The sequence below is a fragment of the Lysinibacillus sp. NPDC094177 genome, from assembly GCF_050279145.1.
Lineage (GTDB): Bacteria > Bacillota > Bacilli > Bacillales_A > Planococcaceae > Lysinibacillus.
Genome location: NZ_JBNNTW010000014.1, coordinates 1 through 24,498 on the forward strand (window position 1 = coordinate 1; position 24,498 = coordinate 24,498).

At 36.8% G+C, this 24,498-nt stretch carries 23 protein-coding genes and 2 riboswitches; of the genes, 8 read left to right on the forward strand and 15 right to left on the reverse strand.

Going from position 1 to position 24,498, the window contains the following annotated elements:
• Positions 1-468: 468 nt before the first annotated feature.
• Both ACQKNC_RS18570 and ACQKNC_RS18575 read right to left on the reverse strand, forming a co-directional pair.
• A complete protein-coding gene (locus ACQKNC_RS18570) occupies positions 469-1,794 on the reverse strand; it encodes an NCS2 family permease (RefSeq protein WP_427426230.1) in 1,326 nt (441 codons plus the stop codon).
• 137 nt (positions 1,795-1,931) lie between these two features.
• A riboswitch (purine riboswitch) is annotated at positions 1,932-2,033 on the reverse strand.
• A gap of 241 nt (positions 2,034-2,274) precedes the next feature.
• Complete coding sequence (locus ACQKNC_RS18575) at positions 2,275-2,943, reverse strand: MOSC domain-containing protein (protein ID WP_427426231.1); 669 nt, start codon at positions 2,941-2,943, stop codon at positions 2,275-2,277.
• A gap of 512 nt (positions 2,944-3,455) precedes the next feature.
• Here ACQKNC_RS18575 and ACQKNC_RS18580 point away from each other — a divergent pair.
• From ACQKNC_RS18580 to ACQKNC_RS18590, 3 genes are read left to right on the forward strand one after another with little or no spacing between them, the layout of a single operon-like run.
• Complete coding sequence (locus tag ACQKNC_RS18580) at positions 3,456-3,896, forward strand: LytTR family DNA-binding domain-containing protein (protein WP_427426232.1); 441 nt, start codon at positions 3,456-3,458, stop codon at positions 3,894-3,896.
• Positions 3,893-4,336, forward strand: a complete 444-nt coding sequence (locus tag ACQKNC_RS18585) for a hypothetical protein (RefSeq protein WP_427426233.1) — start codon at positions 3,893-3,895, stop codon at positions 4,334-4,336. Before ACQKNC_RS18580 ends, ACQKNC_RS18585 begins: the two co-directional genes overlap by 4 nt.
• On the forward strand, positions 4,320-4,862 hold the full coding sequence (locus tag ACQKNC_RS18590) for a DUF7010 family protein (protein WP_427426234.1): 543 nt from the start codon (positions 4,320-4,322) through the stop codon (positions 4,860-4,862). The genes ACQKNC_RS18585 and ACQKNC_RS18590 overlap by 17 nt, the downstream gene beginning before the upstream one ends.
• Positions 4,863-4,908: 46 nt before the next feature.
• On the opposite strand, the gene guaA is transcribed toward ACQKNC_RS18590, so the two are convergent.
• The 12 genes from guaA to ACQKNC_RS18650 all read right to left on the reverse strand — a co-directional run bounded on the left by guaA (position 4,909) and on the right by ACQKNC_RS18650 (position 19,198).
• Entirely contained in the window at positions 4,909-6,459 is a 1,551-nt protein-coding gene (guaA, locus tag ACQKNC_RS18595; protein WP_427426235.1) for a glutamine-hydrolyzing GMP synthase, read from the reverse strand.
• A gap of 151 nt (positions 6,460-6,610) precedes the next feature.
• Positions 6,611-6,712, reverse strand: a riboswitch (purine riboswitch).
• A gap of 35 nt (positions 6,713-6,747) precedes the next feature.
• On the reverse strand, positions 6,748-8,934 hold the full coding sequence (locus ACQKNC_RS18600; protein WP_427426236.1) for a transglutaminase TgpA family protein: 2,187 nt from the start codon (positions 8,932-8,934) through the stop codon (positions 6,748-6,750).
• Positions 8,931-10,112 carry a DUF58 domain-containing protein gene (locus tag ACQKNC_RS18605; protein ID WP_427426237.1) on the reverse strand — a complete coding sequence of 394 codons (1,182 nt, stop codon included), beginning with the start codon at positions 10,110-10,112 and terminating at the stop codon, positions 8,931-8,933. The genes ACQKNC_RS18600 and ACQKNC_RS18605 overlap by 4 nt, the downstream gene beginning before the upstream one ends.
• A complete protein-coding gene (locus ACQKNC_RS18610; protein WP_427426238.1) occupies positions 10,109-11,053 on the reverse strand; it encodes an AAA family ATPase in 945 nt (314 codons plus the stop codon). Before ACQKNC_RS18610 ends, ACQKNC_RS18605 begins: the two co-directional genes overlap by 4 nt.
• A 240-nt stretch (positions 11,054-11,293) precedes the next feature.
• Positions 11,294-11,971 (reverse strand): ABC transporter ATP-binding protein, encoded by a 678-nt coding sequence (locus ACQKNC_RS18615; RefSeq protein ID WP_427426239.1) that lies wholly within the window; start codon positions 11,969-11,971, stop codon positions 11,294-11,296.
• A gap of 173 nt (positions 11,972-12,144) precedes the next feature.
• Positions 12,145-12,957, reverse strand: a complete 813-nt coding sequence (locus ACQKNC_RS18620; RefSeq protein WP_427426309.1) for an ABC transporter permease — start codon at positions 12,955-12,957, stop codon at positions 12,145-12,147.
• Positions 12,957-13,409, reverse strand: coding sequence for a nitrous oxide reductase accessory protein NosL (locus ACQKNC_RS18625; RefSeq protein WP_427426240.1), 453 nt, complete (start codon positions 13,407-13,409; stop codon positions 12,957-12,959). Before ACQKNC_RS18625 ends, ACQKNC_RS18620 begins: the two co-directional genes overlap by 1 nt.
• A complete protein-coding gene (locus tag ACQKNC_RS18630; protein WP_427426241.1) occupies positions 13,406-14,677 on the reverse strand; it encodes a right-handed parallel beta-helix repeat-containing protein in 1,272 nt (423 codons plus the stop codon). The genes ACQKNC_RS18625 and ACQKNC_RS18630 overlap by 4 nt, the downstream gene beginning before the upstream one ends.
• 60 nt (positions 14,678-14,737) lie before the next feature.
• Complete coding sequence (locus ACQKNC_RS18635; RefSeq protein WP_427426242.1) at positions 14,738-15,367, reverse strand: nitrous oxide reductase accessory protein NosL; 630 nt, start codon at positions 15,365-15,367, stop codon at positions 14,738-14,740.
• A gap of 709 nt (positions 15,368-16,076) precedes the next feature.
• Positions 16,077-16,397, reverse strand: coding sequence for an NAD synthetase (locus tag ACQKNC_RS18640; RefSeq protein ID WP_427426243.1), 321 nt, complete (start codon positions 16,395-16,397; stop codon positions 16,077-16,079).
• 493 nt (positions 16,398-16,890) lie between these two features.
• Positions 16,891-17,715, reverse strand: a complete 825-nt coding sequence (gene nadE / locus ACQKNC_RS18645; RefSeq protein ID WP_427426244.1) for an ammonia-dependent NAD(+) synthetase — start codon at positions 17,713-17,715, stop codon at positions 16,891-16,893.
• Between the two features lie 22 nt (positions 17,716-17,737).
• On the reverse strand, positions 17,738-19,198 hold the full coding sequence (locus ACQKNC_RS18650; protein ID WP_427426245.1) for a nicotinate phosphoribosyltransferase: 1,461 nt from the start codon (positions 19,196-19,198) through the stop codon (positions 17,738-17,740).
• 312 nt (positions 19,199-19,510) lie between these two features.
• On the opposite strand from ACQKNC_RS18650, the gene ACQKNC_RS18655 reads away from it, so the two are divergent.
• A complete protein-coding gene (locus ACQKNC_RS18655; protein ID WP_427426246.1) occupies positions 19,511-19,852 on the forward strand; it encodes a P-II family nitrogen regulator in 342 nt (113 codons plus the stop codon).
• Between the two features lie 14 nt (positions 19,853-19,866).
• Positions 19,867-21,162, forward strand: a complete 1,296-nt coding sequence (locus tag ACQKNC_RS18660) for an ammonium transporter (protein ID WP_427426247.1) — start codon at positions 19,867-19,869, stop codon at positions 21,160-21,162.
• An 80-nt stretch (positions 21,163-21,242) separates the two neighbouring features.
• Here ACQKNC_RS18660 and ACQKNC_RS18665 read toward each other — a convergent pair whose 3' ends face one another.
• On the reverse strand, positions 21,243-21,743 hold the full coding sequence (locus tag ACQKNC_RS18665) for a methylated-DNA--[protein]-cysteine S-methyltransferase (protein WP_427426248.1): 501 nt from the start codon (positions 21,741-21,743) through the stop codon (positions 21,243-21,245).
• Between the two features lie 110 nt (positions 21,744-21,853).
• Here ACQKNC_RS18665 and ACQKNC_RS18670 point away from each other — a divergent pair, with 110 nt between their 5' ends.
• The 3 genes from ACQKNC_RS18670 (at position 21,854) to ACQKNC_RS18680 (ending at position 24,387) form a co-directional block, all read left to right on the forward strand.
• Positions 21,854-22,585, forward strand: a complete 732-nt coding sequence (locus ACQKNC_RS18670; RefSeq protein ID WP_427426249.1) for a phosphate ABC transporter ATP-binding protein — start codon at positions 21,854-21,856, stop codon at positions 22,583-22,585.
• Entirely contained in the window at positions 22,582-23,334 is a 753-nt protein-coding gene (locus tag ACQKNC_RS18675) for an ABC transporter permease (protein WP_427426250.1), read from the forward strand. The genes ACQKNC_RS18670 and ACQKNC_RS18675 overlap by 4 nt, the downstream gene beginning before the upstream one ends.
• Positions 23,335-23,412: 78 nt before the next feature.
• Positions 23,413-24,387: a proline dehydrogenase family protein gene (locus tag ACQKNC_RS18680; protein ID WP_427426251.1), complete on the forward strand. Its 975-nt coding sequence runs from the start codon at positions 23,413-23,415 to the stop codon at positions 24,385-24,387.
• The last annotated feature ends 111 nt before the right edge of the window (positions 24,388-24,498 follow it).

Consider the following 24,498-nt stretch of genomic DNA (forward strand, 5'->3'; position numbering starts at 1 on the left):
AGCGTTCGTCCTGAGCCAGGATCAAACTCTCCATAAAAAGAAATTTGATTAGCTCAAATTGTTTTGCTGGCATCATGTTTGATGTCCAAAAATTTGTTTCTTTCACTAACTCAAGGTCAGCTACTAAAAACTTTATTGATTACGTTTTGCTTGTTCAGTTTTCAAGGTTCATTAATTCGTCACATTTAAGCGACTTTCTATACTTTAACATATCATTAACTCCATGTCAACTCTTTATGTTAAATGTTTTTTAAGTTGTTGTTTGGTGTTTCGTAACAACGTGTTTAAATATATCACTAATCTTCTAGTAATACAACTATATTTTAAAAGAAAAATAATTCCGTGAAATAGAATTTATAGAAAACTGAATCCTTTCCTATATAAATGTTTCTGCAAAGAAAATATTCTTGTAATAAAAAAAGCTGCTCACAAATATCGTCGAACCGAATTTGTGAACAGCTTTCTATTTTATAAAGTTGCTAGATACAATAAGAAGATTACGGCGAAGACATACATAATCGGATTTACTTCTTTTGCTTTCCCTTTAATAATCATTGTTAACGGATAGAAAATGAAACCTACTGCAATACCAGTTGCGATTGAATATGTTAATGGCATCATAATCATTGTTAAGAATGATGGTACTGCGATTTCAAATCGATCCCAAGCAATTTGGCCTAAAGAAGCAACCATTAAAACTCCTACTATTATTAATGCTGGAGCAGTAACAGCTGGAGTAACAACACCTAACAACGGTAAAAAGAATAGAGATAGTAAAAATAAACATCCAGTTACAATTGAAGCGAAACCTGAACGGGCACCGGCTGCTACACCAGAAGAAGATTCTACATAAGATGTAATAGTAGATGTACCGAAAATTGAACCAACAATCGTTGCAATTGAATCAGAAATTAAAGCTTTACCCGCGCGTGGCAAACGATTATCTTTAACTAATCCTGCTTGGTTAGCTACCGCAATTAATGTCCCTGCATTATCAAAGAAGTCGACAAATAAGAAAGTTAAAATTACTGACAGCATCGATAATGTATAAAAGCTTGGGTCAGAGAAAGAACTGAATAGCGCACCAAATGTTGGTGAAATGCTAGGTGGTGCTGATACAACTTTTTCAGGCAAATCAACTAGTCCTGTCAACATACCAACGATCGATGTTATCACCATACCGTAGAATACGCCGCCTTTAATACCACGCACCATTAGAATAACTGTCACCATAATACCGAATATTGCTAGTAACACCTCTGGTTCGTGTAAATTACCGATACCAACTAAAGTTGCATCATTTTTAACTATGATGTGTGCATTTTGCATCCCGATAAAAGCAATGAATAAACCGATACCAGCACCTACTGCTAATTTTAGTTCCATAGGGATAGCATTAATTAATTTTTCACGTAAGCCTGTTAATGTTAATAATAAGAAAAATAGACCTGAAATAAATACTGCTGCTAGTGCATGCTGCCATGGACTACCGTTTACTAATACTACTGTATAAGCAAAAAATGCATTTAGCCCTAAACCTGGAGCTAAAGCGAGTGGATACTTTGCCAAGAACCCCATAATAAAACAACCAATTGCTGCTGACACAGCAGTTGCAACAAACACTGCTCCATAATCCATACGTAAAGCGTCTGGTAAATCCTTTACATTCGCTAATGTCAATGTTACTGGGTTTACTACTAAAATGTAAGCCATTGCTAAGAACGTTGTGAAACCACCAAGAACTTCGCGGCGATAATTAGTTCCTAATTCATCGAACATGAAATACTTTTTCATTTTAAAGAAATCCTCCGTATGGTCGTCTTCAATATCGAAAACAAAAAAAGACACGCTGACTACTCTACTAGTCGCATGTCTACGATACATTTCATCACCATTTTATTGTGAGAAATTAATTAGTGTCTATACATTGATATATATATAACTAAAATCGTAGTCAAGTTATTTACGGTAACTTGGTAGAAACTCACGGGCCTTATCCCCGACATTATACGACGACTTATTTAATTTACAATCGTAATATATCATTTCACTTTTCAGATTTCAACCCTATTTCCGAACATTTTTCACAAATGTTATACGAAAGTTCGTGTAAAATTCTTATTTAATGTTCACATTTTAAGAAATCGTTGCATTAATAGGTTAGGACTGAACGTTTTATCGATAGTTATAAAATAAAAACCCCCTAGAACTCATTTGAATTCTAGAGGATTTAAATACAGCGATTGTGGGAGAGCTCCCTTGATCAACATATGTTTAATTCATCACTTTACTTTGCAAGTGCTGAATTCTCTTTTCTAATTTTTGTTTCCAATCTTCTGCTAATGCATCAACTGCTTGTATACGTTTCATCGCAAGTGCGTCTTTGTTTTTAAAATACACTTCGTTGCAATGCAAAACCGAAACACTTGCAGGATGCTTTTCCACTAATTCAATTTTTGAATCTGCACAGATTGTACCTTCTTCCAGTACACGTGCAAGGAAGCCCGTATAACCTGTTTCAATTAAACGTTTGAGTAATATGTTCGCCTCTGTATATTTATCAATCGTACTACATGGTACACGTCCTTGGGTAATTTGGATGACAGCATCACCTATTTTATAAATATCGCCAATACAAATATCCGCTTCCAACATATTTGTTACTGTTAAGTTTTCACCGAAAGCTGCTGTCGGCAACGGTTTACCCAGTTCCCGTTCCCATTGTATGTAATGCTCCGCAGGATATAAACAAACGGCACGGTCAGGACCACCATGATGTTTTTTATCTGCTACATCGTCCCCCTTAAATCCACGAGCGGACAAATAAACTTCTTGTACTTTTTGTTTTTCAATCCCTGTAATCATTGAGCGCCCATTACTATAATGCAATTCTTTCGGCATACCAATAGCAAGTGTATGAATCATCGCTATATTTTGTTCCATTTCCATCCCCCCTAAACTAAACAACGACATAGAGTCCTATTTATATTCATTAGTTTACTATACCTAGCGCTTGGAAAGTATTACCCTTAAAGAAAGAATTTCAAAAACTGTAATTTATCGAAGTTTTACATCTACTACTCTCACAACTCCTAACTCCATAAAACATACAATCATTTTTATTTCTTTCAGCGGGTTTCCACACATCCGTTGAAAAGTAACTTAAACCCGCATTCATCTCACCAGCTATAGAGGTGGGAGACTTCTGTACCTGTCGCTACGCTTTCGGTATAGAAATTAATTGTAGCTGACGCTTTGCTTTCGCTACATAAAACAATTGCTAAAAGAAGTTAAACACCAATTAAAAATCTTTAAGTTTTTTGATGGTGTGAAAACTGTAGCTTTAAATTTACTGAATCTACGTTGTAACAAAGCCTATTTTTTTTGCAACAAAACGAAAAATCATCGTAAGTTCTGAGAAGTGTTGCTACGATTAAAACAGAAAGGAGATCCACATGAAATTCAACTATATTTGGAAAAACAATCAATCATCTTCTGAAATTGAGATTATTAGTAATCCATCGAATAAAGAATTACTTTCGACAATTGAACAGCATTTTTTTCAATCTATAACATTAAGCGCAACAGATTTCAAAACAAATCGTCAGGTTATGATTGAACTCAATGACATCGAAGCAATTGAAGCATCTGGTCATTTTACTAAAGTCTTTTTAATAGATGGTTCAGAGCTATTGCTGAATAAGATTTTAAAAGAATTATCTTACTTGGAATCATTCGGATTGGTTAGAATCAATAATTCAATGATTTTGAATTTGAATCAAATACGCTCATTTGCTTCGGGAAGTCATGCTAGATTGGAAGTTATTACAAAACAACAAAATAAGTATATTGTCAGTAGACATTACGCAAAATCTATTAAGGAGAAATTGATATGATAAAAGACTTAAAAAATAGCTTTTTATACGTTTCATTTTTGGGGTTGATTTGGATTATTTTTTTAATTACTATTTTTAATCTTCACGAAGAAATAGTCAACTTTTTTTACATTTGGAATTTAATTGGTATTAGCGTTCTGATGGGGATTGTTTTTGGTATAGCTTATCCATATTTGTGGAACTACTCAACATTAAAAGTAACACCTAAAATTACTATTAGTACTTTTTTGAATTTTTTCTGTGGCATAGGAAGTGTATATCTCTTTTCTCTGAAAGTATTTGAAATTATCAAACCTTATTTGTTGCTAATTTTAGTGATAACGTTGATCGGTCATATCATCGGATTTTATTTCTTCTCAAAATATGAAAATAAAAAAATAGCGGATAGTTTGAATAGATCGCTTAAAAATCAAGGAGACGAAAATGAACCTCAATACTAGCTTACAAGTACTATTAAATGATATTGCTCAGAAACAAAAGAAGGGGCTTCCATTTATAATGGCCTCAATATTTATTTGGGGAGTTATCACAATAATCACGTTGCTGCCTTTAGATTTAATGATAAAAAATATTGGTATTTTATCTTGTGGTGCATTGCTGTTTCCTGTTTCGATTCTTTGTGCCAAAATATTAAATGTTGATTTATTTTATAAAGAAAATCCATTGATTAATGGACTATTGATTGCAACAAACAATCAAATTTTATATTTAATTATTTGTATTCTTTTATTAATTAAAGCACCTATGTGGGTCTTACCTGTATATGCAATTATTTACGGTGCACATTTGTTACCATATTCATTCTTTTATCAATCAAAAAGTTATCAATATAGTTCAATATTTATTTGTATAGCTATTTTTATAAGTGTAATTTTCTTTCATTTAAATATTATTTTTGTCCCATTAATCGTAGAAATTGGTGTACTTTTCTTATTTTTAATGCTAAAAAAGGAAATAAAAAGCTAGTCTGTAAAAATCAGACTAGCTTTTTATTCGAAATCAAATGAGGGGATTATTCCCACTCAATAGTTGCAGGTGGCTTAGATGTAATATCATACAGCACGCGGTTAACGTGTTTTACTTCGTTTACTAGGCGTACAGAAACTTTCTCTAATACATCCCAAGGAATGCGTGCCCAGTCAGAAGTCATACCGTCGATAGATGTTACTGCACGGATACCGATTGCATAGTCATACGTACGTGCATCGCCCATTACGCCAACTGAACGGATGTCAGGTAATACCGTGAAGTATTGCCAGATGTCGCGATCAAGACCAGCTTTTGCGATTTCCTCACGTAGGATGAAATCAGATTCGCGTACGATTTCTAGTTTTTCTTCTGTTACTTCACCAAGTACACGGATACCTAGACCTGGGCCTGGGAATGGTTGACGCCAAACGATTTTTTCGTCAAGGCCAAGCTCTAATCCTAGTGCGCGCACTTCGTCTTTAAATAATGTGTTAAGTGGTTCGATTAATTTGAATTGCATGTCTTCTGGAAGACCACCAACGTTATGGTGAGATTTAATAGTTTGCGCAGTTGATGTTCCAGATTCAATGATATCTGTGTAAAGCGTACCTTGTGCTAAGAAGTCCATTCCTTCAAGTTTAGCCGCTTCTTCATCGAATACGTAAATAAATTCGTTACCGATAATTTTACGTTTTTGCTCTGGATCAGAAACGCCCGCAAGTTTATCCATGAAACGTTGACGTGCATCAATTTTAATAAGATTCATGTCAAAGTCTTCTGTGAATGTTTTCATAACTTGCTCAACTTCACCTTTACGGTTTAAGTTGTGGTCAACGAACATACAAGTTAGTTGGTCGCCGATTGCTTTATGAATTAGAACAGCAACAACTGATGAATCTACACCGCCAGAAAGTGCACATAATACTTTTTTGTCACCTACTGTTTCGCGGATTTTTGCGATTTCAAGTTCAATGAAGTTTGCCATTGACCAATCGCCTTTTGCTCCACAAATGTCGAATACGAACTGACGTAATAAGTCGTTACCATATACAGAGTGACGTACTTCTGGGTGGAATTGTACTGCATATAGTTTACGTTCTACATTTGCCATTGCTGAGATTGGGCAAGCAGCACTTGTTGCGATTACTTCAAAACCAGCAGGTACTTCTGTTACATGGTCACCATGGCTCATCCAAACGATTTGTTCAGTTGGTAAGTTACCGAATAACTTGTTTGAAGCTGTTACTTTAATTTCTGCTTTACCATATTCACGTGTTTCAGCACCTTCAACTTTACCACCTTGCGTATGTGCCATTAATTGCATACCATAGCAAATACCTAGGATAGGTAAGCCTAATTCGAAAATAGCCGGGTCTACATGAAAGGCATTTTCGTCATAAACTGAGTTTGGACCACCTGAAAAGATAATACCTGTTGCGTTCATACCTTTAATTTCTTCTGCTGTAATTGTATGAGGATGTAACTCACTGAAAACACCAAATTCACGGATACGACGCGTAATCAATTGGTTAAATTGGCTACCGAAATCAAGAACGACGATTTTTTCTTGCTCTAATAAAGGGCTTGCTGACAATATTTCCACCTCTTCTACTATTTTTAAAGGACTTTTCATATGTTCAAAGAAAAACGCGTATGAAAGTAAAAACTTCCTACGCGTTCATAAGCTCTAAATTTATAAAGGCGAATGCGTAGCAAAGCAAAGTGATTTACTAACCTTCTCACCTAACCAAAACATTCACCTTCATAGAGAAATCATTTACGGTGATTTCGTAGAAACATTCGAACCTTATTATCGAACTTATATGAAAGCAATCCTCATCATATATAATTTTTTTCATTTTACTCTTTGTACCCATCAAAATCAACTGATAGTTCGATTGATTAAATATTCCCAACTTTCTTTCAGCTTCACAAAGTCAACCTCTTGTTTGTCCTTACCATAAATATGTTGTTCATATACAGTGGTAAGTTTTTGCATCTCTTCTGTCTCTAACGATGCATCTACTCTTGTAGCAAATACTCGTAATGTTTCCCCATCTTTCCGGCGTAATCCAATACGAGATAATTGCTTCATTAGAATATGGTATGAAGCGTCAAAATTTGTCCAGTCCGCTTCTTTTTTACGAAATGCGCGAACTTGCATTTTAGGTATCCATGTTTTACGTTGCATAAACAAAGCAACGCCAGTGATGATCATCAAAATGACTAGAGCAATCCAAACATAAGTATGCTTTTTCACCCATGTCCATACAGTATCTAAACTAAACGATGTTGAGCTAGCAGTTTCTTTTTTTGATGCTTGCTCTTCCTTCTTTGGTTGCACTTGTTTTTTTTCAGGCTGTAGCACTTGCTCCTGCTGTGCAGTGTCTTGCTCAATATCATAATCGATATTCACATTCCCCATGAATCCAATTGTCGGTTCAAATTCCATCCAACCTGTTCCAGGTACATACGCTTCCACCCAAGAGTGTGCATTATCATTTGTAATTCGATACTCACGTAAACCGTCTGTCATTCGACCAGGATTACCAGGTGCAAAGCCTTTTACCCAGCGTGCGGGTATCCCTACCGAGCGTAGGAGTACGACCATTGATGTTGAGAAATTATCACAGTAGCCAACTTTAGTATCGAATAAAAACTGGTCAACATAATCTTGGCCCTCAGCCGGGGTTGCTACTTCTTTTTTATCGTATCTAAAGCCATGAGATGAAAAATATTTTTCAACTGCTTTTATCTGATCATATACCGAAGCTTTATTCTGTGTGATTTCTTTAGCTAAATTCTCTACACGTTGTGGAAGTGTGTTTGGCAATTGTAAAAACCGATTAAAGGATGAATCTAATGTTTTTAGCTCTGAAGGTTTAGACAATTGGAGCTGCTCCATACTATATACTGGATTACTATATGACACCGTATAGTTAGACAATAATTTTGAATCGCCATTCTGTTGCTCTATTGCTATTTTTTCAGTTTGTTCATCTTGAATAAATAGCGGTGAGTCTTGGGCAGAAACAGATGTCATGCCATATGTTTGAATTATAAATGGCATTGGAACAGCAATGTCCATTTGAATTTTACGTTCATTTTTAGGAGATCCAACTTGTAATGAAGTTTGGATAGGGGTATTGGTCTGATAAACATTTTTCCCAAAGTTACCCTCCGAAAGAATCCAGCCCTTCGATGTATAAGTATCCTTTGTATCTATCCGCCAATAATGACGATCACGGGAAGTTGCAGTAAAAATTAGTGTATTATCACCTTTAAACGGTCCCCCTAATCGGCTATCATCCTCGCTGTAACCAACTGTTTTTTCACCTGTTCCAACGTCCCCTTGCCCTGCAATCCCTTTAATAAAAGGCACCGGATCAGCCCAAGTTGGTCCTACCTTAGGTAAAAAGAATGCCACTACACTAACAAGCATTACCGAAACAATCATCGGAATAACCAATTTCCACTTTTCTATTACATTGCCCGATGCATCTGTTTGAAGCCATAAGCGCTTAACAAAAAGCAAGCCTGTCATTATTAATCCAAGTACAATAACTTTAACAATTGCCACCTTTCCATCATAGTCACTAAATGTATCTAGTGTGGCAATAAAGAATACGGTTAACGCAAAGAAATAGAATATATTTTTCCGCACAGTTATCCAGTGATGAATTAGGTATATCAACATCCAAATAAGCGCAAGGAATAGCACCGTTCTAAATGAATCCGATACATGTCCAAAATCACCCGATAGAATAGTAGTCATATTCCATTTCCATTCATGCATTAAAAATGGTAACGTCTCTCCTGAGAAAAGGGGACTTTTACTATACATAAACACTATAAACCAAGTAATATAACCAAATTTCACTAACCCCGACAACAATGGATGTACTTGAAATAAGTTGAGTGCTAGTGATAGACCAATAAACACTAAAAATAAATGAAACACGCCTGTATTTGTTAACTCCATTACAGGAATAAGCCATTCACGTAAAATTAGAAAAATAATTACGTATGCTATTGCTAATTCTATAAAATCTCCTAGTGATTTTTTCACGGCTTCTTCACCTCCGTGAACAAATTGTAATAATCTATTGGATTTACATGTACAACTTGAATTTGCTTATAACGCTTTGCCAGCTCTGTTTGCATAGGTGGCTGCTCCGCTACTACAAAACAAATACAGCTTTTCACCATAATGGCAAGAGAATGAAATAATTCATCGGATACTTCACTCGTAACATACAATAGTGTTGCAACATGCTTAAACACTTGTTGATCTCGTAATTGAAATTTGACCGTTTCAGCAGGTTTTATAGCAGCTAAATGATACATTACTTGATCTAGCTGCTTATTACCTTGAATAATCGGAAACACCTTCGTTTTAGAACCAGCTGAAACAAATGAAATATCTCCATGTTCTTTGACAATTGTTTGTAGCATCGATGCCACAAGCTCAATTTTTTCTTCAAATAACGGAGACTTTCCGGCATGAAGTACCAACATTAACTCCTGTGATTGACGATCTTCAAATTCCTTAGATTGCAACGTTTGTGTTTTCGCAAATGACTTCCAGTGAATCCATGAAAAACGGTCACCAGGAACATATTCACGTAAGCCAACAGCCATTGATGTATCCTTAACAATCGAATAAGGTGACATCATTGAACCAACATCAAATTTTGTTTGAAGCGCGGCATACCTCATCTCTCGTACTCTCGGATAAACTAAAATAACTTGTTCCTTTTCTGCCGCAACTTGCTTTTTTGCCCAGCCAAAAAAATCACAGAAAACAATATTAACACCTAAGTAGCGATGCTCGCCACGGGACATATTTTCCAGCACATAATTCCAGCTAAATCTCTTCCTAAAGCCAACGAACTTAATGGCATTCGTTCCTTGCACCTTCGATTGAACAAGGGCCTCACTGTTCACAAGTTCTTCCATCATCATATAAGCAAACGGAAAGCGTGTTTTTCGTTCTACCGTAATTGTCACCTTAGCAGATTGTCCACTCTCCACATGGGAGGGCTCGATCTTGCGTTCCACCAGTAAAATATTTTCTTTTACCAGTAAGAAAGTAAATGCGTATAACAAAAACGGACTCACCGTAAAAAATACAAACCAACTGACAAACCCACCTTGGAACATGGCATAACAAAACGTTAAAATCATTAACAAAGAAACTAATAAGAAATGTTTACTTTTCTCTATTAAAGCTCGCCATTTCTTCATTGTTCTGCAAACCTCTTTGTGGGCACAGGTGTTTTGGCAATAATACGCTCAATAATTTCTTCTGCCGCTACGTTATCATAACGAGCTTCTGGTTTTAATACTAAACGATGGCTAAAGACAAATGGTACTAAATATTGAACATCATCAGGAGTAACATAACTACGCCCTTTAATAAATGCATAAGCTTGTGAAGCTTTCATTAAAGCAATTGTTGCCCGAGGACTTACTCCTAAATGTACATAGCTATTTTCTCTTGTTTGAGTCGCTAGTTCGACCATATAATTTTTGACTGAATCATCAACATACACACCCTGTACAAGCTCCTGCAATTCATTTAATTGCGCAACAGTTAGCACTGCTTCAATTTTTTCAATCGGTTTACCATGTTCAGCACGACGAAGAATCTCCACTTCTTGCCCTCTTGTAGGATAGCCCATTTTTATTTTTAGTAAGAATCGGTCGAGCTGTGCTTCTGGTAACGGATATGTTCCTTCGTGTTCGATTGGGTTTTGAGTGGCCATAACGAAAAATGGTTGATTGATTGTTAGAGTTTTACCATCAATAGTGACAGATGCTTCCTCCATCCCCTCAAGCAAAGCAGATTGTGTTTTTGGAGATGTACGGTTAATTTCATCAGCTAATATTACATCCCCCATAATCGGACCAGGTCGAAACTCGAATTCCAACGTTTTTGGATTATAGATAGATACCCCTACAACATCTGACGGTAATAAATCAGGTGTAAATTGAATCCTTTTAAACTGTGCATCAAAGGATTTTGCCAATGCTCGTACCATCATTGTTTTACCAACACCCGGTACGTCCTCAAGCAAGATATGTCCCCTTGCTAGCAAGGCTACTATGCTAAGCTCCGCAACCTCTCTTTTGCCTATCATTACTTTTTCTATATTTTCTAATACATCTTGTATTTGCGAATTCATAAATCAAAAAACCCCCTATTTCATTTTCGGCAATTGTTCGAATTGCATGATAATTCCTTTAAGAATAACGAAATATGTTTAGTAACACAATTATATGAGACGATAATCTATTGCTTAATCCCTATAGTTTGAGCACTTAGCGAGAAAAGTAGTAATACTTCGGCATGAGAAATAAGGCTTGTCTGAATTCTCGTTCAAACAAGCCTATCTCCTAGTATAACGTCATTACCTATCAAAATGTTACAAATTTAATTTTTTTAACCATAAATTCTCTAATGAAGATGAATTTTCTTGTAAAAGTATTTCCTCTAATTCACCAGAAATTAGTATGTTTCCTTCATGTAAAACTAACACATCGTCCGCTACTTCCTCCGCAAAAGCAAGCAAATGCGTAGAAAATATTACAGTACAGCCCCTTGCTTTTTCCTCTAGCATCATTTTTTTCAGCTCTGCAATCCAATAAGGATCAAGGCCATTAGTCGGCTCGTCTAAAATAAGCAAAGAGCCTTCGCCAAGTAAGCTTTGAGCGAGATTAAGTCTTTGACGCATTCCCTTTGAGAAATGCTTCACTTTTTGCTTTCGAACATCCCATAAAGCAACACGTCTCAGTACATCTTCCTGTTCTTTTTTACCAATTTTCTTTAAAGAGGCAAGTAGCTGCAGAATTTCTGCCGCTGTTAACATAGATGGAAAATCCACATCGTCAGGCATGTATCGAATAGCTTGTGGTTTATGCCATATTATTTCTCCTGATTTTTGCTTTTCCTGCCCAGTTAGTAGGCGAATTAAAGTACTCTTTCCTGCACCATTTCCTCCTACAAGCGCTAAAATACGCCCTGCCTGTAAAGAAAAGGAGGCTTCTTGAAGACCTCTATTATTATCATAGATATTCGATAACTTCTTTGCTTCTAATAGCATTATCTTCTGTCCCCTTTCTATCAATTATGCCTCGGCATAATTGCGTCCAGAATCGACTTTGTGCTTAGGCCTGCACGATGCAGGTCAGTTAGCCGTTATCGCATGGATGCGATGGTTTTAGGCTAACATCCCCTAAGAACTCCTTTCCGATTCTGTGACATCCGCCGGAGGCTTTATCTTCTTTCACCGAAAGAAGATAAAAGTAAGCTAGTGTAAGCTAACGGACATACTATCCAAAGCAATGTCACAGCTACGTATACTGCGTAACCTAATGGTGACGCATAAAACTGTGTTACTTTATAAAATGCTGGGCCAAGCACGCTAGCCTGATCTGTAAAAATAAAGTAACCAAAGCGCAACCACTCCACAGGATTAATATGTATCGCTATAATCGTCAGTTTTTGAAGAATATGACCAGCCACGACAGTTCCAATAGCCATTAAAGCGTAAGAGATTAGTAATAAAAAAATTGACCAAAAAACAAGTGATAACGACAGTGCAAATAATCTTGTTTTCGCAAAAGCTCCCACTGCAATGGCCAATGACACAAAAATGAATATACATAGCAAGGTTAGAATTATGAAAATAAATGGCAAACGCACTCCACCAAGAAATCCACCAAGCGCTAATATTACGCCAAACGCCACGACAACGACCAATAAAAAAGCAAGTACAGAGGCAATATACTTTCCTGCAATATATTGCATACGAGTCATCGGATAAGTCTTCAATAATGAAAACCAGCCTGATTCTACATCACCAGCTACGCTCATACTACCGATCGTTAATATAAATAGAGGCAATAAAAACAACAGTACGTTTAAAAACGAGGCTGTCTGTCGTGTAAAACCCTCTACATCTGGTAATGCCATTTGCTGAATGACAATGATAGCTGTAAAAATGAACGTGAAAAGTACGCCTACAAGCTGCATCCAACGACTTCTGAGCATTTGCTTTAATTCTAGTTTAATAAGCATACTATACATCACTTATGGATCCCCCATTTAAAATCGAGTAGATCCTTATAGGCAAGCAGCTGACCCTCTCCCTCTGTAGACATCCACTCCTGTGCCGCTTCCTTCGAATCGAGCGCAACTACCCCATAATTCATAGGAGTCCAATAATCTTTGTTGTATACATAAACAGCATTAAAAACGTCAATCCATTCATTTTTTGCTGCGTCTTTAATATAAGCCGCCCCTATCTCATCTTCTCCATTTGCTTTTATATATTCCATCAGACAGCCAATGTCATCGAAAATTTCATAATCACCATTCTTCAATGCAATCTGACCAGCATATGCATTGTGAACTATACTCATATTGCAAATTTTACAAACATCGGTTTCACTTACTATTTCACGAGGTTCATATGTTTTTTCACTACAGCCCACCAACACACCACAACATAGCACGACAATCATTATCCATTTTTTCATTCTGTTATTCCTCTTTTCCATAGCCATAAACTACTTAATGTCAAGAATAAGCCTAATAGCATTTGCTCCATATTCATCTTGTTCTTTTCTTTCTCATGCTTCATAGCCAATCGCGGAGTATTATCAACAAGCATATTCTTTTCAGTTCTATTAATTTGCTGATCCAGTGATGTCAGTAAAATAACGCTCGGAGATGCCACGAAATATTGGTAAACAGGCTGACGAACCATCCATTGACCAAAGCTTGACACAGCCACGTAGGGAATATCACCAATACCATTGTCTTTTAAATCAATCCCTGAGTAATCATCATAATAATTATTTACCAGTCGAAAGCCTTGTTTATCGGAGCGCGCCGTTAAAATATTACCTGTAAAGTTATTACTACTAGCCATTGTGTCATCACTTACCTTGGTACCTTCAAGGGCTGTTTGGTTCATCTGAAAATCATTAGTTTCAATTTGGATATTTGAACTTTTCTGCATTGCAACACCAGTTCGATTATTTTTGATCGTGTTATGTTTAACTTTTGCTTGCTGTACATCATACAGCAGCATACCGTAGCCATTAAAATCAAAATGGTTAGCTATTGTATTACTCTCAAGGAGTATGTCAGTTGTCATCATAATCATAAGACCAGTCACATTATGAACATATGTATTAAAAAGTGCTTCAGCATCACTTGTATACATAAAATGCGTACCGTAACGACTGCTCGTCACCTTATTACGTTGAACAACAATATGTTTGACCTCCTCTACATAAATTCCGTCCTGCACTTGCTCAATAGTATTGCCTTCGATGATGATGTCTTCACTCTTAAAGACAGCCACCCCATTACCTTTTTTGGAATAATGACCGTCGATACCGGTCACATTGATTTCATGTATGCGTACATTTTTGGAGCGTTGTATATGAACGCCTGTATGAACATCTTTAATTTGTAATTTTCGTAGCTCTAGTCCATCTACAGTATTAGCAACAATCGCTTTATTTTTTCCTGATAACGTTATGTTTTCCACGATGACATTAGCAGTGTTTTCAATTCGGAGTGCTGGGTTGTTTCTTTCACCAATAAGTTCAGCTCCTCCTTCACCTTGTAGCGTTATCGGTTTTGACACAATAAAATTACCTTGGTAACGACCAGCAGGAATATGAACGACCTCCCCTGGCTTTGCTTCATTAATTGCCTCCTGTACATCGAAATCGGCGTGCACTGTCTGACTCATGAATAGAAAAAATAATAAGGCAAACACTATTTTTTTCACCAATCCTTACCTCCCAGTTCAGCACGAAAAGACTAGAGGAAATTCCCCTAGTCCATTCGATTAATGACCATGACCATCTTGTTTCTTTTCTTCCATATGCATAGAATCAGATTCACCTTCGACTTCTTTTTCTCCCATTTTCTTTTTACGACGCTCTAATGCATCATCTTTAATTTTTTGTAATTCCTCTACATGTGCAGTTGGATTGTCAGCTATATATTTGTCTGCATCAGCTTTATTAGTGAAATAAATATATCCCCAGTTCATAGGAGATTTTAGGTCTGTTTTGACGATAGTTGCATCATCAACCTTTACCCAATCTTTTGTATTAAAATCACGTACAAATTTTTCGTTCTTTTCATTATTGGCAACCTCAGCATTTACTAAACAGCCAATGTCATCATAAAAGGCAACTGTTCCATCCTCTTTTATTGCTTGAGTAGAAAATTCACCCATATCTTCGTCCTTCAAATATACTTTCATATTACACATTTCACACATTGTACCTTCTTTTGGCTCTTGTAAGCGTGGATCCACTAAAGAAGCAACTTGTTTAGATTTATCCTTTGCTTCTGCTTCACTTGTTGTAACATCTTGCTTAGACTCTTCTTTCTTAACTTGATCTTTTTCTGTACCACACGCCGCGAGTAAAAGTAATGCAGCAAGTGCAGGTAACCATATTTTTTTCACAATTGCTTCCCCCAATATTTCTGTTTTCTGTTTTCTGTTTTCTGTTTTCTGTTCTCTATTACATACTTTACAGGTAAGTTGTGAAATAAGTTAAAAATAGCTGTGAAGTATTGGAAAAATTACCTTGAATATTCATTGAACATCTCGACTTCAAATATTTTGAATATAAAATATATCATTTCCATTTTTTCGATAACTTACAGGGTGATTCTACCTCCATCAAACTTTCCCCAAAGGAAAAAACTCTCTACATTAAGAATGACATAGAGAGTCTCATAGTGTTGAAAAACAAAATCCTCAAAGGAATCTTTGTAAATGTTGGCGCTTTAAATGGAGTGATTTCCGTTTCAGGTACTCACTTTTCTGTGAGCAAGCGTACAGAAATATTTGTTGCAGAAGTTTCGTTGAATATATTAAAGTGACATACCAGAAGATACATATTATGTGAAGAGGTTGATTGGAGTGGAGGCCGGGCGACTCCTTGAGGATTAGCGTCACAGATGAGACCCTGGAGCGAGCATCGCGAGTGAAGCGGCTCATCGGACGCCCCTAGGAAGCTTTGCTCTGTGCGAAAGCGTAGTGTTAACGTAGCGGCAGCAACAAAGCGCCCTGCCAGAACGGAAATCAACCCCTCGTTTTTCCGAAGAGCCATACTTTATTTAATAGAAAACCTTTATTTTATTGACATAAAAGTTTCATTTACGATCGGTTATACAGAAGAGCGGTAACTATTGAGAAGCTTCTTTCGCTTGCTGACAAGACTTAGCTTAACGGCAGTTTCATTTAATTCATTGCGTATTTGTAAATCGTAAGCACTGTCCCCACAACCAGCCGCTATTTTATTTGGACGTTGTTGTTGAATTTGTCTAGTGTTACTTATATGTTTATTATTTTTATTCTTTTGCAAACTGTTTTTAAACTGTCTCTTCGGATTTTGTCCAAAATTATGACTTAAATCCCCAGCATGTAGATACTGTTGTTCGTTACGAAATATGCTACTAGTCGTCGAACTTACTCTAGAAGTCCTCATAAATAATTACCCTCCTTTACTTTTTATCAACTTTATAGGTATATATATCGACATTATATGCTTGAACTTAATAATACAGAACCAAATTGCTTAAAAAGGAGAGAAAAGAGTTATAAGAAAAAGTGTTTTTCACTTTTTCTTATAACTCTTTCCCCAATATTTATATGTTTATCGCCAAAAGTTGGAAATGATATTTTTTAAAACGTATTCCATTATATATAGGTTGATTGGAGTGGAGGCTGGACGACTCATTGGTGAACAGCGATAGGGGAACGAAGGCTAAAACCATCACGTCCTGTGGTACGCCTTCGTGACCAACATCCTGCTGCTGCCGCTACGGTAGCACTTCGCTTTCGCGCAAAAAACACCTGTTGCCCCAAGCGGCTCATCGGACGCCCCCAGGAAGCTCTGCTCTGCGCGAAAGCGAAACGACAGCGATAAAAGCGCACAGCCGGAACGGAAATCAACCCCACGTTATGGTGATAGCTTTATATTACTTCCAAAAATCATCAAATATTGTAATTGGCATATGACGTTTGTGCTGAGAACGTAAATAATGCCTTTCTAATGTTTTTCGAGCTTCTTCAGGGATTTCTTTCCCTTCCAAATAATCATCAATTTGATCATAAGTTAAACCAAGTGCTACTTCATCTGGTAATGATGGACGATCTTCCTCTAAATCCGCAGTTGGTGTCTTTAAATATAAGTGCTCCGGGCAATCAAGCGCAGCTAACAACTGCTTACCCTGGCGCTTGTTGAGACGGAAAATTGGCATTAAATCCGCCCCACCATCCCCAAATTTCGTGTAAAAACCTGTAATTGCCTCCGCAGCATGATCTGTCCCTAGCACAACAGCATTATTCATAGCAGCAATTGAATACTGCACCTTCATTCGCTCACGTGCCTTTTCATTTCCTTTTACAAAATCGCTTAGTTCAATACCCGCATTCGTTAATGCTCCAACACTCGCATCGACAGCATGTTTAATGTTGACCGTATAAGTTTTCGTAGGCTTTATAAAGTCAATCGCATCCTGACAGTCCTTTTCATCTGCTTGCACACCATATGGTAAACGAACAGCCCAAAACGAGTACTTCACTTCTCCCACCTCGGCATTTAACTCGTCAACCGCAAGCTGCGTTAATTTCCCTGTTAACGTTGAGTCTTGCCCACCTGATATCCCAAGGACAAATCCCTTTACAAAGCTATAGCGACGCGCATATTCCTTTAAAAAATCAATGGATTTGCGAATCTCTTTCTGCGCATCAATAGTAGGTAATACACGTAATTCCCTAATGATTTCTTGTTGTAATATCATTTTGTCCTTCACTCCTTACGTTTTACAATCGATTGACCATATCACTTACTTCTTCAATGTTACGCATTTTATTATTCCAGCATTTTTGGCTTAAATCGACTGGGTATTCTTCAGGATTCATGGCACGTTTATATTCATCCCATAACAACTCTAAATTCTCAGCTGCATAATCACGCATTTCTTCCAAAGTAGGATTTTGATAATTAATTTCGCCATTTTTGATCACATGATGATGTAAATTCTTAGCTTCAAAGTTTGTTACAAATTTGGATACGAATGTATGAACAGGGTGGAACATTTTAATTCGTTCCTCTGATTGAGGGTTTTCATCTTGCATCGTAATGTAATCTCCCTCTGCCTTGCCGTTTTTTCTATCAATAATGCGATATACATTTTTTAAACCTGGCGTTGTTACCTTTTCAGCATTCGCTGATATTTTAATCGTATCTTCTAATTGTCCATCTTTATTTTCAATAGCGACCATTTTATAAACAGCCCCTAAAGCAGGTTGGTCGTAAGCTGTAATAAGTTTTGTACCTATTCCCCACACATCAACTTTTGCACCTTGAGCCTTTAAGTTTAAGATCGTGTATTCATCTAAGTCATTTGATACGATAATTTTAGCGTTCTGGAAACCTGCCTCATCTAACATGCGACGTGCTTCTTTCGACAAGAAAGCTATATCTCCACTGTCTAAACGAATTCCAATAAAGTTAATTTTGTCACCAAGCTCTTTAGCCACTTTGATCGCTGTTGGTACACCCGATTTTAACGTATTGTAAGTATCTACAAGGAATACGCAATCACGATGACGTTTTGCATAGGCGTGAAAAGCATCGTAATCATTTTTATAAGCCTGTACAAGTGCATGTGCATGTGTTCCTGATACGGGTATATTGAAGAGTTTACCTGCTCTCACATTACTAGTTGAAGCAAAACCACCTATAAACGCTGCTCGTGTTCCCCAGATCGCTGCATCCATCTCATGAGCGCGTCGTGTACCAAACTCCATCGCCACTTCATTTTTTATAATTTGTTTGATACGACTAGCCTTTGTTGCGATTAAGGTTTGGTAGTTCACAATGTTAAGTAATGCAGTTTCAATTAGCTGCGCCTCCACTAACGGTGCTTCAATGCGAACAATTGGTTCATTAGCAAAAACAATTTCTCCTTCCACCATAGAATACATATCCCCTGTAAATCGAATATTTTTTAAATACTCGATAAAATCCTCTTTATATCCAACCTCTTCACGTAAATACGCAATGTCCGAATCACTGAAATGGAAATTACGTAAATATTCAAGGATTTTCTCTAAACCTGCAAAAACTGCATAACCATTGCCAAAAGGTAACTTTCTAAAATATAATTCGAAAACTGCTTTTCTATTATGTATACCATCAGCCCAATACGACTCTGCCATATTGATTTGGTATAAGTCCGTGTGTAGCGCTAAGCTATCATCTGCATAGTTTGATCTCACAAGAAACCCCTTCTTCCGCTTTGATAATTAGTCCTAGTATACACTATATACCCAATTTCTTGCGTTTGAACATTCTCCTGTATTAATGTTAGATTTCCTTACATGAATAATCAGAAAATTTCAAACAAGACACATTTTAGACACATTTTTTAGTACCGCTTTCATTCCTCCTATAAAAACCTTTTTAGCAAACTATTTCGAAACGCGAAATACAAGATGTAACAAAACCTAACATACACAACAAAATAATAATTGCACTGTTTTTTATGTCGTTTTAATATGTAAATTAAATTACGCAAGGAGCTGGTATTGATGAAAAAAATAGAAGCAATCATTCGTCCTGAAGTTTTCGGTGCTGTTAGGGACGGACTGGCACAGGAAGGAATTGCAGGACTAAGTGTTTCCGAAATTGCTGGCTGCGGAAAGCAATTAGGCCGGACTGGGCTATTTCGTGGAAATACCTATGAAATTGAATTTTTACCGAAGTTGAAATTAGAAATGATTGTAGATGACAAAAAAGTAGATCCAATTGTAGAAGTTTTATTACGTGATGCAGCAACCGGCAAGGTTGGAGACGGTAAAATCTTTATTTATCCAGTAGAACAAGCAATTCGTATCCGCACTAAAGAAGTCGGATCAATTGCAGTAGAATAAAGGAGGCAAAATATATGGATGAAGTAATATTATCTGTAAATTTAGTTTGGATGATGCTCGGTGCAATTTTAGTGTTCTTTATGCATGCAGGATTTGCGATGGTGGAGGCTGGCTTTACGCGTTCAAAAAACGCAGTCAATATTATTATGAAAAACTTCCTTACTATTTCACTTGGCGGTATCGTCTATTTTCTATGTGGTTACGCTATTATGTTCGGTGATACAGTCGGAGGTTTCTTCGGTACAAGTGGCTTCGCCTTAAAAGGTGTAGATAATCTTTCCTTCTTTATTTTCCAAACGATGTTTGCAGCAACTGGAGCAACAATTTTATCTGGAGCAGTGGCAGAACGTACTAATATTTTTGCTTATATCGGCGTTATTATTCTCATGTCATCACTTGTTTATCCTGTTGTTGGTCATTGGGTTTGGAGTGGTCAAGGTTGGCTAACAGAACTTGGCTTCGTTGACTTCGCTGGATCTACTGTTGTTCACTTATCAGGTGCAGTTGCGGCATTTATAGCAGCGATTATGGTCGGCCCCCGTCTTGGTAAATATGAAAATGGTCGTGTTAACGTTATTACAGGACACAGCATTCCACTAGGAGCTTTAGGCGTATTTTTACTTTGGTTTGGTTGGTTCGGCTTCAATGGAGCCTCTACATTAGCTGCTGATCCTAAACTTGTTCCTATCGTAATCGCAAATACATTTTTCGCAGCGGCTGCTGGAGTTGTCGCTACTGCCTTTTATACACAGTTTCGATATGGTCATATTGATGGCTCGCTAACATTAAACGGTGCTTTAGCAGGGCTCGTATCTATTACTGCTGGTGCTGCTAATGTTAGTATTATCGGTTCAATCATTATCGGCTTGATTGCTGCTCCATTATTAGTTGAAGGCGTCCGCTTTATTGAATGGAAATTAAAAATTGATGATCCTGTTGGTGCAATTGCTGTGCATGGTATCTGTGGCGCTTGGGGTACCCTTGCAGTTGGTTTGTTTGATATTGGTGGTCAAGGATTATTTTATGGAGGGGGCTTTAGCCTATTAGGTGTGCAAGCAATTGGAGTTATCGCTACAATTGCCTGGGTTAGCGTTTCAGTAACAGCTGGTTTATTTATAATAAAAGCATTTGTGCCATTACGAGTTTCCGCTGAGGAAGAAGTCGCTGGCTTAGATGTCATCGAACATGGCGCTCCTGCTTATGAATTTCAAGATATTTTCAAAGGCTCTGCCGTACGAGGAGAAACATTTGCTCAGCGTCTAACTCATATTGGTAAAACACACACCAAGGTCCAAGAAGAACATGTATAGTGTTCAATGAGCTTTTATTCCTTTGAAACGAAGAACAAGAATCTGCACACGCTTTAAGCAGCATATGCAGATTCTTCTTATTATAATCTCTCTAGCTCAAGTAAAAATTCTTTCATAGCTAGTCCACTACGAAAGCCTGTTAGCTTACCATCTTTCCCAATCACACGATGACAAGGAATAATTGCCAATATTGGATTAGCACCGATTGCACTACCTACAGCTCTTACTGCTTTCGGATTACCTATGCGATGAGCAATATCTGAGTACGTTGTAGTTGTACCATATGGTAACTCCTTCAATGCATCCCATACTGCTAGTTGAAAGGGTGTTCCTTTGACATGTACTGGCAAATCAAATTCAGTAAGTTCTTTATTAAAATAAGCCGTTAATTGCTTAATATATTGCTGTAATTTATCTTTATTCTCTTCAAAGTGATAGCCTTTAAAGGGCTTTTTTGCCCACACTTCCACCTCTTCAAATGGTGCATTTGGTGTTCCGATATAGACAAGACCTTCATCTGAAGCAACGATGTACATTTTACCTTGTGCATATGTTAATGTATCTACATATAATACATCCATTCTGTATCCCCCTTAACTTACTTTACCCATTACTTGTAAAATATTATTTAGCTTCCCTTTGTTTCATGCTACAGTTATTTTACCTATCAGTATAAAGGAGTTTTAACTTTATGAATACATCATATGAGCCTGCTATTCATTTTCAACAGGTCACCTTTTCATCGAATGACAAAATGATAATAAAATCGATTACTGGTTCATTCCCAAAAGGAAAAATCACTACATTAGTCGGCCCTTCAGGCGCTGGCAAAACAACTCTACTTAAATTGTGCAATGGACTACTGTCCCCTACAGATGGTCAAATATTAATTGATAATCAAGACATTTCTACATACGAGCCAACCGCTTTAAGAAGGCATGTGAGTATAGCTCTTCAAGCAGCCCCTATGATAGAAGGAACTGTATTTGACAATCTTGCACTTCCTCGTTCGTTACAAGGAGAACAGCTTACAGAGCAAGAAGCTATTCAATATTTACGAGATGTTGGACTCGATCAAAGCTTTTTACAACGCCCTACGCATAAATTATCAGGTGGACAACGACAAAAAGTTTCTATAGCAAGAACACTTATTAATCAATCCCCCATTTTATTGCTAGATGAAATCACATCTGCACTAGACCGTCAATCTGTGCAGGAAATTGAGACACTTATTGCTAAAATCAACAAAATGTTTAATGTCACAATAATTTGGATAACTCATAATTTACAGCAAGCTCTGACAATCGGACACTATACATGGGTCATGATGGACGGGGAGCTTATTGAAACAGGAAAAAGTTCCTTACTTAACGCACCTAAAAATCCACGTGTCGCTGAATTTGTACAGGGGGTGAATGTATGACGTATACTTCGCTTTCCTTAACGTTAATTTTTGTTTTAATCCCTCTTCTACTGTCAAAAACCTTAAAGCTAGGACTTGAAAAAGATACACTCATAGCTACTATTCGTTCTATTATTCAACTACTTGCCGTCGGTTACATTTTAAAATTTGTTTTTGATGCTCAAAGCTATATTTATATTTTCCTTATGGTTGCTTTAATGATTATAGTAGCAACACTAAATGCTCGTAAAAAAGGGAAAGGTATTAAAGGTATTACATGGAAAATAGCACTAACTCTTATTGTAGTAGAATTTGTTACGCAAGGAGTATTGCTTGGTTTTGATATTGTACCTGCAACAGCGCAGTATATTATTCCAATTAGCGGCATGATGATTGGAAATTCAATGGTATTATCGGTTCTATTTTTAAATCGTTTTACATCGGAAATTGCAAGTCATCAAAACGAAATTGAGTTAATTTTATCGCTTGGCGGCACACCAAAACAGGCAATTCATCGACAGCTAATGAATGCGATAAAGGCAAGTATGATTCCTACAATTGAAAGCCAAAAAACAATTGGTCTTGTTCAATTACCAGGTATGATGAGTGGACAAATAATTGGCGGAGCAGACCCTATTCAAGCGGTGCAATTCCAACTATTAATCATTTTCGCTCTGCTAACAGCAGCGACATTATCGAGCATAATGATAGGTTTTTTAAGCTATCCTGCACTTTTTAATGAGCGCATGCAAATGCTTGAAGTGAAATAATTGTTATAGTAAAAACAATATTTATTTTCTAAATTATGCTATAATATAGAAAAAAGAAATGCAGTGAGGAGAATGACCATGTTATTACGCGATTTTTTCATCCATTTATCTGAAAACCAACTATTAAATAGTGCTGCAAAAAAATACGGACTAAAATTGGGAGCACAAAGTGTAGTAGCTGGTACAAATATTGAAGAAACGATTGCGAGCATCAAAGAGCTTAACGCACATAAAATCTCTTGCACAGTAGATAATTTAGGGGAATTTGTTTCAACGGAAGAAGAAGCAACAAAAGCTAAAGAACAAATCCTTGCTGTTATTGAGGCTATTCATGAAAACGGCGTTGATGCGCATATTTCATTAAAGCCATCTCAATTAGGTTTAGATATTGATGTTGATTTTTGCTACGATAATTTAAAAGAGATTGTAGAAAAAGCAGCAGCATATGATATATTCGTTAACTTTGATATGGAAAACTACGGCCGTTTACAAACATCCTTTGATATGGTTGAAGAGTTATCCAAATCATTTAATAATGTAGGTACTGTTATCCAATCTTACTTTTATCGCGCGAAGGACGACATCGAAAAATTCAAGGACTATCGTCTACGTATCGTAAAAGGTGCATATAAAGAACCTGTAGAGGTTGCTTTCCAAGATAAGTTAGATATTGATTTAAATTACATCGAGTTAATCGAATATCATTTACTACATGGTAAATTTACGTCCATCGCAACACATGACCATAATGTTATTGCACACGTAAAACGCTTTGTAGCTGACAATAATATTCCACTTGATAAATTCGAATTCCAAATGCTTTACGGCTTCCGTACAGATATGCAAAAAGAGCTTGCAAAAGAAGGCTATAACTTCTGTGTATATGTACCATTCGGCGAAGATTGGTACGGCTACTTTATGCGCCGTTTAGCGGAGCGTCCACAAAATGTTAATCTTGTAACAAAGCAAGTATTTACGAAAAAAACGAATACAGTCCTTGCTGTAGCAGCAGGTGCATTCGTTCTTGGACGTTTAACAAAACGTAAAAAATAAGGTCCCACATAAAGAAGCCAGAAGCTTAATCGTACAAGCTTCTGGCTTTAGTTGTGGATTTTCAAACTCTGATTCCTCAAGCACTATTAGGAATTTCTTAAAAACGTGTCA